This window comes from Thermoflexus sp. (assembly GCF_042408815.1).
In the GTDB taxonomy this organism is placed as follows: Bacteria; Chloroflexota; Anaerolineae; order Thermoflexales; family Thermoflexaceae; genus Thermoflexus.
This window is the reverse complement of record NZ_JBHOQR010000024.1, coordinates 136,321-148,818: the sequence shown is the minus strand read 5'-3', so window position 1 is coordinate 148,818 and position 12,498 is coordinate 136,321. Positions and strand designations below refer to the sequence as shown.

Genomic DNA, 12,498 nt, shown 5'->3' with positions numbered 1-12,498 from the left:
GGGGTTGCCATGAAACGCATTGGACTTTACCTGGGTGGCGGGGGGCTGCTGGTTCTGGTTCTGCTGTTCCTCATCGCCGCCTTCTGGCCGGTGCCCCCGGATTTGCCCCCGGGGGGCTTCTCGGATGGGATGCCGGGCGCGATGGGGGCGCTTCGGCGACCCTTCCCCCAGATGCCGGTTCCTCCGGATAACCCCCAGACCCCGGAGAAGGTGGAGTTGGGCCGCTTGCTATTCTATGACCCTCTCCTCTCGGGGGATAATCGCCGATCCTGTGCCACCTGCCATCATCCCGATCTCGGGTTCACGGATGGAAAGGGGCGCTCCATCGGCGCCGACGGCCAGCCCATGCGCCGGGGCGCCCCCACCTTGTGGAACGTGGGCTACCTCCGGCGGCTGTTCTGGGATGGCCGGGCTTCCTCCCTGGAGGAGGCAGCTCGCATGTCCCTGACGGATCCCCAGGAGATGGCGGAACAGCCGGACCGCCTGGTTCAGGAGCTCCGGGCGATCCCGGAGTATCGGGAGCGGTTCGACCGGGCCTTTGGGGGACGGGATGGCTCGGCGGTGACCTTTGAGAACATCGCGAAGGCCATTGCGGCTTTCGAGCGCACACTGGTCAGCCAGAACGCCCCCTTTGACCGTTTCGCGATGGGGGATGAGGGGGCGCTCACGCCGGCCCAGCGCCGCGGCCTGAACCTGTTCCGTTCTGGGCGCACCCGGTGCTTTGAATGCCACACCCCTCCCCTGTTTGGCTCCTCGGACTTCCGGGTGATCGGGGTGCCGGATCTCCCCGGGATGCCAGCGGATCGAGGGCGGGCGGAGATCACCGGCTCGCCCCGGGATGAGCGGGCCTTTAAGGTGCCAACCCTGCGCAACGTCGCCCTGACCGCTCCTTATATGCATAACGGGGCCTTCGCGACCCTCGATGAGGTGATCGATTTCTACAAAGATGGCGGCGGCCGCGGGCGGGGGATGGATCTCCCCAACCTCGATGCCAAGATCCAGCCGTTCCGCCTAAGCCCCGAGGAGCGGGCGGACCTGGTGGCGTTCCTCTATGCGCTGACCGATGAATCCGCCCTTCCACCGATTCCCGAGGCCGTGCCCTCAGGCCTGCCTGTAGTCTCCCGTCTGGAGAACCCGGCGCGAGCGATCGCGGCCCGGTTCAACACCGGCATGGCGGGCTTTTCAGAGCCGCCCCGCGAACCCCGGACCTGGGTGGTGCGTCCCGGGGAATCGATCCAGGCTGTGCTCGATCGAACCGGGCCCGGGGATACTGTCCTGCTCGAGCCGGGTCTTTACCACGAGGCCCTGGTAGTGGAGACGGAGAACCTCACCCTGCGGGGAATCTCACGGGATGGCCAGCGGCCCATCCTGGACGGCCGGGGCATACTGGGGGATGGCATCATCGCCACCCGGGATGGCTTTACCGTGGAGAACCTGATCGTGCGCAACTACACCAACAATGGGATCGTGGTGCCGGGGGCGCGGGGGATCGTGATCCGGGATGTGGTGACGGAGAACACGGGCGCCTACGGTGTGTATCCGGTGGGGAGCGAGGATATCCTCATCGAGCGGGTGGTGGCCACCGGGGCATGGGACACCGGGATCTACATCGGCCAATCCCGCAACGGCCTCATCCGCGATAGCGAGGCCTATGGCAACGTCAGTGGCATCGAGGTGGAGAACTCGGTGGCCATCACGGTGGAGAACAATTACGCCCACGACAACACCGCCGGCATCTTGGTCTTCGTCCTCCCCAACCTCGAATCCAAAGTGGGCTCCCATAACCGGATCGTCGGCAATCGCATCATCCGGAACAACGGGCCCAACTTTGCGAAACCGGGCGCGATAGTGGGGAACGTGCCCTCAGGGACCGGGATCCTGATCATGGCGGCGGATGAGACCGAGGTGACCGGCAATGAGATCCGAGACAACGCTTCCGTAGGCATCGCCGTGGTCGGGCTATACCAGGTTTTCCCAAAGGGGACGGTTTTCGATGTCGGTGCCATCCCCGAGCGGAACTGGATTCACGACAATATCCTGGCGAACAATGGCTGGAACCCGGATCCCAAAGTGCGGGCGGCGGGGTTGCCGGGGGCCGACCTGCTCTGGGATGCGAGCGGCTGGGACAACCTGTGGCGGCAGCCTGGCGCCCGCGCCTTCCCCCCGCTGCTCCCTGGACCGGATTGGCCCTGGCCGTTCCGCCGCGCCTACTGGCGGTCGCTCCAGCTGCTGATCCGGTTGCTGGGATGAGGCGATCCCCCGTCGCCGGATGCGCGGATCGGTTGGTCAAGGGGAGTGATGAGATGTGAGCCACCAAGATCGCCCGCACTCCGCGAAAGCCCTGCCAGGGGATCCGCGCGCGAGCGGAGGGACCATCGGGAATGGACTGGGGGGAAAGGCCATGGGATCTTTACGGGAGCGCATACCGCCGTACTTCCACCTGCTGGAACACCCAGCGCCCGGTCAGCTGGCCGTGGGCTTCCAACCAGCGTCGGACCAGATCCCGATCGTCCCACATAGAAGCTTCCGAATAAATCAGCCAGACCCCTTTCCGGCCCTGCACCAGGGCCGCCATCCGGGACGCCACCTCCGCTTCCCCCAGCCGGTATTTCCCCTCCGGGGTCCGGAAGTTGGTGGCTGGCGCCCATGCCCCTTCGTAAGGCTGGCGGAAATAATAGTCGAACACATACTGAATGTAGCCGATGTGGAACAGGATAAGCTCCCCCGGGCGGTAACCCGCGGCCACGATGCGCGCCGCCGACCGAAAATCCGACTTGATGGGTGTGGCGGACTGCGCCCACAGGCCCATCGTCATGGGGGCCAGAACGAGGGCAAGGGCCATCGCTCGCTGGACACGACCCGGGATCCGATCCCAGCCGATCGCTGCCAGGGCGAACCAGGCGGGCATGGCCGCGATGAGATAGCGCTCCACGAAGAGCGGACGGCAGAGGGAGAGCATGGAAAGCAAGGCCCACGGACTCAACGCCCACAGCGTCAGCACGCCGCGCACCCGCCTGGATACCCGGCCGGCCAGGACCCCCAGGATCATCCATGCGCTCAGAGGGAGAAGCCCCCAACTCGGGAACCCACTCCACACCCCGACCGCTGCCCCCCAGGCTACCATTTCCAGTCCATCCCATGGGGCCACCCGCGGAAAGCCGGTCTCCCCGCAGATCGGGTGGATCCCTCCATCCCACTGAAGCACCTGACGGATCTGCCAACGCAGCAGAGGGAGATCCGCGATCAGCAACAGGAGACCGGCTGCTGTTGCGCCGATCAGCGCTTTCCATGGCCATCCTTTTCGGATCCCGATTAGCGCGAGGAAGGCGGGGAGAAACAAAGCAAAGAGGATATGGCTGTAAAGCCCCAGGAGCAGCCATAGGGCGGCCTCCACCCATCCCTGTGGATCCCGACGGGCGGCCTCCTGGGCGCCCCAAGCAGCCAGGAAGAGAAACACCAGGAGGGCATACATCTTAGCCTCCTGGCCATACCAGACCAGGAAGGGTGCTGTTGCCAGGAACCATGCGGTGAGTCGCGCGGCAGGGGCTGGCAGGTATCGGCGGAAGAGGGCAAACCCCAGGGCCACCGCCAGAGTCCCCAGCCAGACCGATGGGAACCGGAGGGCGAATTCCGAATCGCCGGCCAGGCTAACCCACTGGAAGAGCCCGATGAAATAGAGCGGCCCATTGAAGCCCGGTCGAGTCAGTATCGCGGCCACCCGTTCCCATCCTGCCCGATCCCCCTGCCGGAAGGCCTCGGCGATCTCCCTCGAGAGATCCCGCCCGAATCGCAGCGCATCCACCTCGTCTCGCCAGAGGGACTGGGCAGTCAGGGAGCCCGCCCGTAACGCAAAGGCGAGGAGAATCAGAAGCAGCATGCGGGGATCCGGGCGCCGGCGAGAGGGCCGGAGGAGGACCTGGAGCATCCGCCCGAGGCCGAAGCTGAGCCCCATGCCGGCCAGGAACGAGAAAAGGGAAACCTCGACGCTCATCGCCATATGAGGCCACAGATGGAAACCACCGAAGTGCCCTGCTCATCCGCCGGGCAGAGGGCGTAATCCACCTTTTTCCCCATGGTAGGCTCCAGGATGCGCAGGGCGAGGTAGATCGGGGAGACCCCGCACACGTTGTTGCGGTCTTTGGTCCGTCGGATCTCCTCGAAGAAACCCGCAGCGTCCCCGGCGGCCATGCGTTCGATCAAGGCCTCGTCGTCCGCCTTCAGGCGAGCCTGCCCTGGAAGATCCAGCGGGCGGCCGCCGAAAGCCGGGCCGACATGGGCCAGATCCCCCGCGGCCACGATCACCGCCCGGCGCCCGGCGATGGCGGCGCGCATGGTCTCAACGAAACGAGCGATCACCGGATCGGAGATCGGATCCCGATCTTCCTGGATGAAGGACATCAGGGGGCCGCAGAGGATGGGCACCGTTTCCACCGGTTTCCCCTCGCGTGTCGCATGCAGCCACACGGCGGCCAGCTCGATGGAGTGTTCCCCCCGGTGGCGAAGCTCACCGGCGAAGGCGGCTTCCTCCCCCAGCGCCTGAGCCAGGGCCTCCACGATCGACTGCGCCGTGGGGAGCATGCCGAAGGGCGTGGCGTAGTGTTGACGGGTCAGCGTGATCGATCGGTCCTCTCCGTAATGATCCGTCCCCAGGATGATCGCCAGGTCTGCCTCTCGCACAAACGGGGCGGCCTGCCGCCAGACCCGGGCATAAACCCGTCCACCCCGCGCATAATCGATGTGGGGGCTCACCAGTCCGCGTCCATCCTCCTCGGGATCCTCTCCTGGGGCTTCCTCTTCGAAACGACGGAACAGCTGGCGCAGGGCCGTCGGGTCCTCCGGATAGACCTCTTCCGCGAGCATAGGCGGGCGGAAGGGGGCCCGGCGATAGATCTCCAGAGCCCGGGCCTGGGCTTCCCGGAACCGTTCGTTCTCCAGCAGGCACAATTCATCCAGCGTGGCGATCAGGGAGCGCAGGGCCTCCTCGTCCACTCGAACGCCGTAGCGCACCATCAGCGCCGCGCGAATGGCTCGCAGATCTCGCGTGCCGTCACACAGGGCCAACGCCGGCGCCAGGGATTGTGGGATCATCACCATCTGTTCCGAGAGCCGGAGGGGGTCCCGTACCACCACATACCGGCGACCATTGCGAACGATGGAGCGCAGATCGACCGGGCGAAGCCGGGGATACGGTGTCGGATCGCCCATGGTGATCCTCCTCCTACCATAGGAGGTTGCCCTGCCGGGCTCCAGATGATCGATTACGATCCAGCAAATCGAGCCACTTCCCGTCCCATTTCCCGGACATCATACCCAGGCAGGGCGGCCACCGCGGCTTGGAACCGGGCCTCATGCAGGAGTTCCAGCACCGGCTGGAACCAGGGATCCTCATAGAGGGCCAGCGGGATCACCAGGTCGTAGCGCTCGAGCGCCAGGGGGATGAACTCAAGCCCCAGCGCCGCGGCCGCCGCGCGGATCCCCAGGCCGACATCTGCCCGGCCGCTGGCAACCGCCGCCGCTACGGCCAGATGGGTGAGCTCCTCCCGTTCGTAGCCCACAATTGCCCGGGGGTCGATGCCCAGGCGCTGGAGATGATAATCCAGGAGGATCCGGGTTCCCGCTCCCCGCTGGCGGTTCACGAACCGCACATCCGGCCGGGCGAGATCCTGCAGATCCCGGATCCCCTTAGGGTTTCCCCGAGCGACGATCAGGCCCTGCTCCCGGTGCGCCAGGGTGACCACTGCCACCGGGATCCCAGCGAGATATCGGCGGACATAGGGCAAATTATATTCGCCGCTTTCGGGATCCAGCAGGTGGGACCCGGCCAGATGGCATTCTCCCCGACGAAGGGCGATCAGGCCTCCCAGACTGCCCGCGTTCGCGCTCTGGAGCCTCCGGCCGGGATACCGTTCCGCCAAAAACTGGGCCATCAGATCCAGCGCCATATCGTGGCTGCCGATGGCCAGGACGGTGCCTTCGATCTCCTCTATAGGGGTGTAAAGCTCGATGGAAACCACCTGGCCCTGATCGTATCCTTCTACAAATCGAGGGATCCGCAGGATCCCATCCGCTCGCACCAGCGAGGACAGGACCCCTGCCCCGCGGGGGAGAGGCGCCGCCACATAGCGCTCGCCCACCCGTCCCACGGTCACCCGCACCCACTCCTCGTCTCCCAGCGGGGAGAGCAGCTTGCGGGTGAGCACGGCGGAAAGGCGCGGTCGCCGTGAGGGCGGGCGGCCCAGCCAACGGGCGAGCAACGGTTCCACGAAGATCTCGCCGGTCAGGGCTGCGGAGACCGGGAACCCCGGAACCCCAATGACCGGGATGGACCGCCCATCCACCTGGAGCATCCCCAGGATCACCGGGTGGCCTGGGCGCACCGCCACTCCGTGGACCAAGAGGGTGCCCAGGGTGGAGACGACCCGGGCGGTGAAATCCTCACGCCCTGCGGAGGAGCCAGCGTTGATGAGGACCAGATCATGGGTGCGAGCCGCTTCCCGGGTGGCTTCGAGGAGACGATCGAAGTCGTCGGGGATGATCGGGAAGCGGGTGGGAAGTCCGCCCCACTCGCGGATTTGAGCGGACAGCATCAGGGAATTGAACTCGATGATCTCCCCCAGCCGCACCCCTTGCGCCGCGGCATGTTCGGGGGGGATCAGCTCCGTCCCGGTGGGCAGGATGGCCACCCGGGGCTGACGGCGCACCCAGACATCCGCATACCCACATGCCGCGATGACGCCCAGATCCACAGGCCGCAGCCGATGATTAGCGGGCAGCACTAGCTCGGCCGCGGCGATATCCTCAGCGACCGGGCGGACATTGGCCCAGGGGGCAACCGGTTGATACAAGATGATCTGGGTCGCCCGCTCAGGGGCTTCCGCGTCGAATTGCACTTGCTCCACCGGGACCACCGCGTCCGCCCAAGGCGGAAGGGGATCCCCGGTATCCACATAACAGGCCCCCTCCCCGGCATCGGCCGGGTGGACGGGCAGCACCCGCGGCTGAGTTTCGGTGGCGCCTATCGTATCCTGGGCGCGGAGGGCGAACCCATCCATCGCCGCAGCCGGATAGGGAGGGACGGACAACCGGGCCCAGATGGGCTCTGCCGTGATCCGCCCCAGCGCCTGATCCAGGGGAACCCGCTCCCCGGAGAACGGCCCATCCAGGCCGGCCTCTCCCAGCGCTTGAAGGAAGCGCGCCCAGGCTTCCTCTAGAGGGATATCTTCCAGATAGATCCGACGGCCCATCGGGGAACCCCCGGAGGGAATCCAAACCAGAAAATATTTTATCCGCGAATGCCTGTGTATTTCCTCCGCAACGGCTTCGTGGGTGGCTTCCGGTGATGGTTAGGGGAAAATCGGAAACCCTGGGCGGACCGGTTGCCTGAGGGACGGGGCGAGGCCCCATGATGGGGGCAAGGGGCAGATCATTCCTCTTTCTCGAACAGCGAGACGGTCTCAATGTGATAGGTTTGTGGGAACATATCGAACGGCTGAACTTCTCGCAATTGGTAACCTGCATCGAGGATCCGGCGGGCGTCTCGGGCCATGGTGGCGGGATCGCAGGAAACATAGATCCAGCGCCGGGGCGCCAGTCGCAGGAGGGCTTCCAGGGCCTCCCGAGAGCATCCGGTTCGGGGGGGATCCACCACCAAGACGTCGAAGGGCTCCTCCAGCGTCGGGGCGACCGCCTCCACAGTCCCGGCTTGGATCTCCACATGGGGGAACCGGGCCAGGTTATGTTGGGCGTCGGCGACGGCTGCCGGATGCGCTTCGATGCCGACCACCCGTCGGGCGAAAGGCGCCAGGTGCGCTGTGAACAACCCGACCCCGCAATAGGCATCCAGGACAGCCTCCGTCCCGTGCAGATCGGCCCACTCCACCACCCGATGGACAATTTGTTCCGCTATCGCCGTGTTGGTCTGGAAGAAGCTGGAGGCTGAGATACGGAAGAGGAACCCGCCCACCTCTTCTGTGAGATAGTCCAATCCGATCAGCGGGATGATCCGCTCATCCTCGGTGAGCAGGACCAAGGAGACCCGCAGGTCGGTCTCCAGGATGGGCAGCTCATCCCCCTCGGTTTCGAAGATCACCATTCGATCCCCGGTGCGAACGCCGCATCGCAGCGTGAGCCGCCGCAGGGCCAGTCCCTCGATGTCCAGCGCCTCATACAGTTCCTGGAGCATCGGATGGGCGATCCAGCAGCGGGTGATGGGGACCACCCGATGGGAGCGCATCGCCTGAAAGCCCAGACGGCCATCGGGGGTTGCGGAAAACTGGACCTGATTGCGATAACCCAGAGGATCGGGGCTGGGGATGGTGGGGCGCACCGGCGGGTCCTCGATCTTCCCGATCCGGCGCAGCTGATCCCGAACGATCTCCGCCTTAAATTGCAGCTGGGCCTCGTAGCTCATATGCTGGAGATGACAGCCGCCGCATTCCCCGAAATGGGGGCAAGGTGGCTCCCTTCGCGCCGGGGAGGGGGAGATCACCTCCCGGATCCGCCCCCGGGCGTAGGAGCCCCGATCTTCCACCACTTCAATGTCCACGGTCTCCCCCGGGATGCCGAAGGGAACAAACACCACCTTGCCCTCATGACGGCCGATGGCCTCGCCCCCATGAGCCATTTGTTCCAAAATCAAGCGAATCCGATTCATTTCTTGAACGGAGGCATGCGACTGGATTTTCCCCGCACGGTCCAGTGGGCCCTCGCGGACGGCCCGCCTGGCCCTTCACGCTTCCGAATAGGATCTGGATAAACGGTGCAGGGCCTGCGGGTCATAGGATCCATCCCCGCTGGCGGGCGACCTCATAGAGGAGAAGGGCGGCGGCGACGGCGACGTTGAGGGACTCCATCCCCCGCGCCATCGGGATCCGCACGGTGCGATGGGACAGATGGTGCACCTCCGGCCCGGGGCCTGCCGCTTCACCCCCCAGGATCAGCGTCACAGGCTCCCGCCAGTCCACCTCCAGGTAGGTGTGCGTGCCTCCGGGTGTCGCGAGCCAGATGGTGGTGCCCTTCAGGAGAGCGGGGATTTCCGTCCAGGAGGCCGGGCGCACGGGCAGAACGAAATGGGCGCCCGCGGCCGCCCGCACCGCCTTCGGATGCCACGGATCGGCAGTCCCCGGCGGGAGGATCATCCCTTCCGCGCCCGCCGCCGCCGCGCTGCGCAACACAGCGCCTACATTCCCGGGCTCCTGAACCCGATCGAGGAGGACCAGGAAGGTCGGCGCGGCGGGCCAGGGGAGTTCCGGGATCGGCGCTACGGCGATCACCCCCTGGGGAGTCTCCGCCTCCGTGCACATCTGAAGGATCGCCGGGGTGACCTCATAACAGGGCACCCCGGCTGCCTGAAGGCGGGATAAGGTCTCCTGAGCACGGGGGGTGGGATCCGCATAGAACGCGAAAAGGAGGCGGTATTCCGGATGATGAGCATTGAAACGCAGGGCCTCATCGATCAGGCGCGGGCTTTCCAGAACCATCTGCCGATAGGTGCGGCGGGCTTTCCGCTGTTCCAAGAGCGCCCGCACTCGCTTGACCTTCTCATTGGAGGGACTGGTGATCCGGAGCATATGGGAATGGGATAGGGCCCCTCTGCCGGACTTTCCCGCCCTCCTCCCATGGAGAGAGGGCGATTGGGGGAGGGGCAGAGCGACGGGGGTGCTCCGTTCTCCCCCCGAAGCGTTCGGGCAGGGAATTCAAACCATCAGGCAAGGCCCAGCGCCTGGCGAGCGGTTTCGACCAGCTGGGCGAAGGCGGCTGCATCCCGAACCGCCAGATCCGCTAGGATCTTGCGATTGAGGGTGATCCCGGCGGCCCGCAGCCCAGCCATCAACCGGCTGTAGGAGAGGCCGTTCTGACGGGCTGCGGCATTGATCCGCATAATCCAAAGACGGCGGAAATCCCGTTTGCGCTCCCGCCGATGGCGATAGGCGTAAGCGAGGGATTTAATCATCGCCTCGTGAGCTCGCCGGTAATGCCGACTGCGGGATCCCCGCTGGCCTTCCACCATCTTCAGCACCTTCTTGTGGCGACGGCGATTCGTGACGCTGCTTTTCACACGAGTCATCGCAACTTCCCCCTATAGGTGCGAAAAGATATGCGGCTGAGGATAGGATGCCGGAGACACCCTGCTCTCCAGCGGAATTCAGGACTGGCGCGGCCGTGCGCCCATTTCGGGAGCTGAGGCGCTCTCTCCCCAGAAGCTCTTACCAAGAGACCAGGGATGCGACTTCCGCTTTATCGGGAAAGCAGGGGTGCCCCTTTCAGCGGTGCCCTCAGACCTAGAACACCTGGCCCCATTAATCTTTCTTGTCCAGATAGGGGGCCAGCCGCTTCACCTGCTTATAAACGAAGGGCTCAGTCACTGGGAGCATCTCATCGTAGAGCCGCTTGGTGCGTTTGGCACGCTTGCGCCGCAAGTGACTGCGGCCGATCTTCGCGCGCACCAGTTTCCCGCTCCCGGTATAGCGAAGCCGCTTAGCGGTCGCCTTGTGGGTCCGAATCTTGGGCACCTTCGATCACCTCCGGGCTGGATTCCACTTTCCGTTCCGCCGGCGCCACCCCCTTCCGACGCAGGGGGGCCAGCACCATCACCATGCTCTGGCCCTCCATACTCGGCGGGATTTCCACCATGCCCACATCGGCTACCTGCTCCGCGAAACGCTGGAGCATCTCTGTAGCCAGCTGCAGGTGCGTCATCTCGCGCCCCCGCATCCGAACCTGGACCTTGACCTTGTTGCCATCGTTGAGAAAACGCCGGGCATCCCGCACCTTGAATCCAACGTGGTGGGGATCCGTGGTGGGCCGCAGGCGGACCTCTTTCACGACGATCTGTTTCAGCGCCTTGCGGGCTTCCCGTTCCTTCTTCGCTTGCTCGTAGAGGAACTTGCCGTAATCCATGATGCGGCAGACCGGCGGGTCGGCCTGGGGGGCGACCTCCACCAGATCCAGGCCATACTGGCGTGCCGCAGCAAGCGCCTCCATCAAGGAAACCACACCGATCTGCTTTCCATCCGGGCCGATTAACCGGACCTGGCGCGCCCGGATTGCCTCATTGACACGATATTTCCGAGCGGAAATATGCTCCTCCTTCCTGGGAGAGGATGTCGGAGAAGATCATAACATGGGGCCGCCTGAACGTCAACCCGGAAATCCCAACGAGGCTTTTCCAGGGGGTTCAGGGCTGGGCACGTTCGCGGTTCGGCTGGGATAGGGACTTTGATGTCATGGAGATCCGGAGTTGCTATGAAGGATTGGACGAAAGGCTTCGGGGGCCAAGGAAACAAGAGAGCGTTCCCCTTGACCCCCAGGGAAGGGGATTCGCGCTTTCGCCGCTCCGTCGGGCTCCCAAGCTCTGGGCTAATCTGGTCGATTTGCGAAGGGAGGGGGAGATCCCGGCGACAGCAGCTCTCGGGCCTGCTCTGCCCACTCGGTCGGGACCAGGACCTCGACCCGATGGAAGGTGGACGCGATCAGCGTATGAATAGCTTCGTAGCGAAGCCGGGCAGGGATTCCTTCCTGCTCCAGTCGGGCCTGCACCATCTGGCCCTCGATCAGGTTCCCCGCCTCATAGACCAGTACCCAATCCGCCGTTGAGCCCAACAGCGTGCTCCTTCAGGATGCGGTTCCCTCTGGGGATTCGCCGGTTGTTGAGGGTGCGGTGCCTGAACGCTGGGCCATCATCTGCTCCAACTGAGCCCGGCTTTCCTCCAGCCATTTCCGAAGCTCCTCCGCGCGGCGGCGCGCTTCCGCCGCTGCCTCCTCCGCCCGGCGGCGGGCCTCCATCAGAGCAGCCTCTGCCTGAGAGCGAGCCTGCGTCGTCCATTCCTCTGCCTGGGTTTTCAGCTCAATCCCCCGTTCCTGTAACAACCGTCGGGTCTCCTCGCCTGAGCGGGGCGCAAACAGCAAGGCCACCACCGCGCCCACCAAGGCCCCGGTCAGGAACCCCGCCAGAAAAGCCCCGAACGCTCCACCCTGCTCTTGCTCCGCCATAAGTCACCTCCATCATCGTAAAGACTGAAAGCTTGATCGTTATCCTCATCCTTGCCTTCCCATCAATTCGATCGGCTGCGCAGCAGGCGGATCAGCGTTCGCAGCGCCTGAGCAACGCCAGCCGCCACACTGGCCGCTTCAATGGTCGGACGGGCCAGACGTCGGCCCAGGAAGGCGCTGGTCCCATATACGGTATCGACCGTCTCCTGGGCGCGCTGGAGGATCGGCTGGATCTCCTGTTTCAACCAATCGACGAGGCGGATGAGACGGTAAACCAGAAAGATCATCGCAGCGCCAAGCAGGATCAACTGAAAGGTGAGGGCGATGATCAAAATATCCCGCAGGACCGCGGCGGTAGCCGGGTGCATGTAAAGAAAGACCAGGAAGGCCACGAACAGGGCCATGGCCACCAGACCCAACAGGCTCCAGGCGATGGGAGGCCAGCGACGCATCGGAAGCCTCGGTTCTCCGATTTACGGATGCCAAAGCCGATCCCCGATCCCCTCC

At 64.9% G+C, this 12,498-nt stretch carries 11 protein-coding genes and 1 pseudogene; 1 reads left to right on the top strand and 11 read right to left on the bottom strand.

The window, feature by feature from the left end; genetic code table 11:
- On the top strand, positions 1 to 2,250 hold a 2,250-nt coding region (locus ACFMO3_RS08160; protein ID WP_376789920.1), incomplete at its 5' end, for a parallel beta-helix domain-containing protein.
- A gap of 160 nt (positions 2,251 to 2,410) precedes the next feature.
- Here ACFMO3_RS08160 and ACFMO3_RS08155 read toward each other — a convergent pair.
- The 11 genes and pseudogenes from ACFMO3_RS08155 to ACFMO3_RS08105 form a co-directional block, all read right to left on the bottom strand.
- Positions 2,411 to 3,991 carry a glycosyltransferase family 39 protein gene (locus ACFMO3_RS08155; RefSeq protein WP_376789919.1) on the bottom strand — a complete coding sequence of 527 codons (1,581 nt, stop codon included), beginning with the start codon at positions 3,989 to 3,991 and terminating at the stop codon, positions 2,411 to 2,413.
- Entirely contained in the window at positions 3,988 to 5,205 is a 1,218-nt protein-coding gene (gene amrB / locus ACFMO3_RS08150) for an AmmeMemoRadiSam system protein B (protein ID WP_376789918.1), read from the bottom strand. The genes ACFMO3_RS08155 and amrB overlap by 4 nt, the downstream gene beginning before the upstream one ends.
- Before the next feature lie 53 nt (positions 5,206 to 5,258).
- The gene (locus ACFMO3_RS08145) at positions 5,259 to 7,244 is read right to left on the bottom strand and encodes a molybdopterin biosynthesis protein (RefSeq protein WP_376789917.1); all 1,986 of its coding nucleotides are present in this window, start codon (positions 7,242 to 7,244) and stop codon (positions 5,259 to 5,261) included.
- A gap of 179 nt (positions 7,245 to 7,423) precedes the next feature.
- Positions 7,424 to 8,653: a 23S rRNA (uracil(1939)-C(5))-methyltransferase RlmD gene (rlmD, locus tag ACFMO3_RS08140; protein ID WP_376789916.1), complete on the bottom strand. Its 1,230-nt coding sequence runs from the start codon at positions 8,651 to 8,653 to the stop codon at positions 7,424 to 7,426.
- A gap of 121 nt (positions 8,654 to 8,774) precedes the next feature.
- Positions 8,775 to 9,569: a TrmH family RNA methyltransferase gene (locus tag ACFMO3_RS08135; RefSeq protein WP_376789915.1), complete on the bottom strand. Its 795-nt coding sequence runs from the start codon at positions 9,567 to 9,569 to the stop codon at positions 8,775 to 8,777.
- Between the two features lie 134 nt (positions 9,570 to 9,703).
- Positions 9,704 to 10,066: a 50S ribosomal protein L20 gene (rplT, locus tag ACFMO3_RS08130; protein WP_376789914.1), complete on the bottom strand. Its 363-nt coding sequence runs from the start codon at positions 10,064 to 10,066 to the stop codon at positions 9,704 to 9,706.
- A 232-nt stretch (positions 10,067 to 10,298) separates the two neighbouring features.
- Positions 10,299 to 10,511 carry a 50S ribosomal protein L35 gene (locus tag ACFMO3_RS08125; RefSeq protein ID WP_376789913.1) on the bottom strand — a complete coding sequence of 71 codons (213 nt, stop codon included), beginning with the start codon at positions 10,509 to 10,511 and terminating at the stop codon, positions 10,299 to 10,301.
- Positions 10,512 to 10,563: 52 nt separating this feature from the next.
- A pseudogene (infC, locus tag ACFMO3_RS08120) lies at positions 10,564 to 11,079 on the bottom strand (translation initiation factor IF-3); the annotation flags it as partial.
- Between the two features lie 279 nt (positions 11,080 to 11,358).
- Positions 11,359 to 11,601 carry a DUF2007 domain-containing protein gene (locus ACFMO3_RS08115; protein WP_376789912.1) on the bottom strand — a complete coding sequence of 81 codons (243 nt, stop codon included), beginning with the start codon at positions 11,599 to 11,601 and terminating at the stop codon, positions 11,359 to 11,361.
- Positions 11,602 to 11,613: 12 nt separating this feature from the next.
- Positions 11,614 to 11,991, bottom strand: coding sequence for a YtxH domain-containing protein (locus tag ACFMO3_RS08110; protein WP_376789911.1), 378 nt, complete (start codon positions 11,989 to 11,991; stop codon positions 11,614 to 11,616).
- Between the two features lie 62 nt (positions 11,992 to 12,053).
- On the bottom strand, positions 12,054 to 12,443 hold the full coding sequence (locus ACFMO3_RS08105) for a hypothetical protein (protein ID WP_376789910.1): 390 nt from the start codon (positions 12,441 to 12,443) through the stop codon (positions 12,054 to 12,056).
- Between the last annotated feature and the right edge of the window lie 55 nt (positions 12,444 to 12,498).

Excerpts from the sequence above, each read along its gene's own strand:
- rlmD (WP_376789916.1), bottom strand. The coding sequence starts at position 8,653 with ATGAATCGGATTCGCTTGATTTTGGAACAAATGGCTCATGGGGGCGAG.
- rplT (WP_376789914.1), bottom strand. The coding sequence starts at position 10,066 with ATGACTCGTGTGAAAAGCAGCGTCACGAATCGCCGTCGCCACAAGAAG.
- amrB (WP_376789918.1), bottom strand. The coding sequence starts at position 5,205 with ATGGGCGATCCGACACCGTATCCCCGGCTTCGCCCGGTCGATCTGCGC.
- ACFMO3_RS08145 (WP_376789917.1), bottom strand. The coding sequence starts at position 7,244 with ATGGGCCGTCGGATCTATCTGGAAGATATCCCTCTAGAGGAAGCCTGG.
- ACFMO3_RS08135 (WP_376789915.1), bottom strand. The coding sequence starts at position 9,569 with ATGCTCCGGATCACCAGTCCCTCCAATGAGAAGGTCAAGCGAGTGCGG.
- ACFMO3_RS08110 (WP_376789911.1), bottom strand. The coding sequence starts at position 11,991 with ATGGCGGAGCAAGAGCAGGGTGGAGCGTTCGGGGCTTTTCTGGCGGGG.
- ACFMO3_RS08105 (WP_376789910.1), bottom strand. The coding sequence starts at position 12,443 with ATGCGTCGCTGGCCTCCCATCGCCTGGAGCCTGTTGGGTCTGGTGGCC.
- ACFMO3_RS08155 (WP_376789919.1), bottom strand. The coding sequence starts at position 3,991 with ATGAGCGTCGAGGTTTCCCTTTTCTCGTTCCTGGCCGGCATGGGGCTC.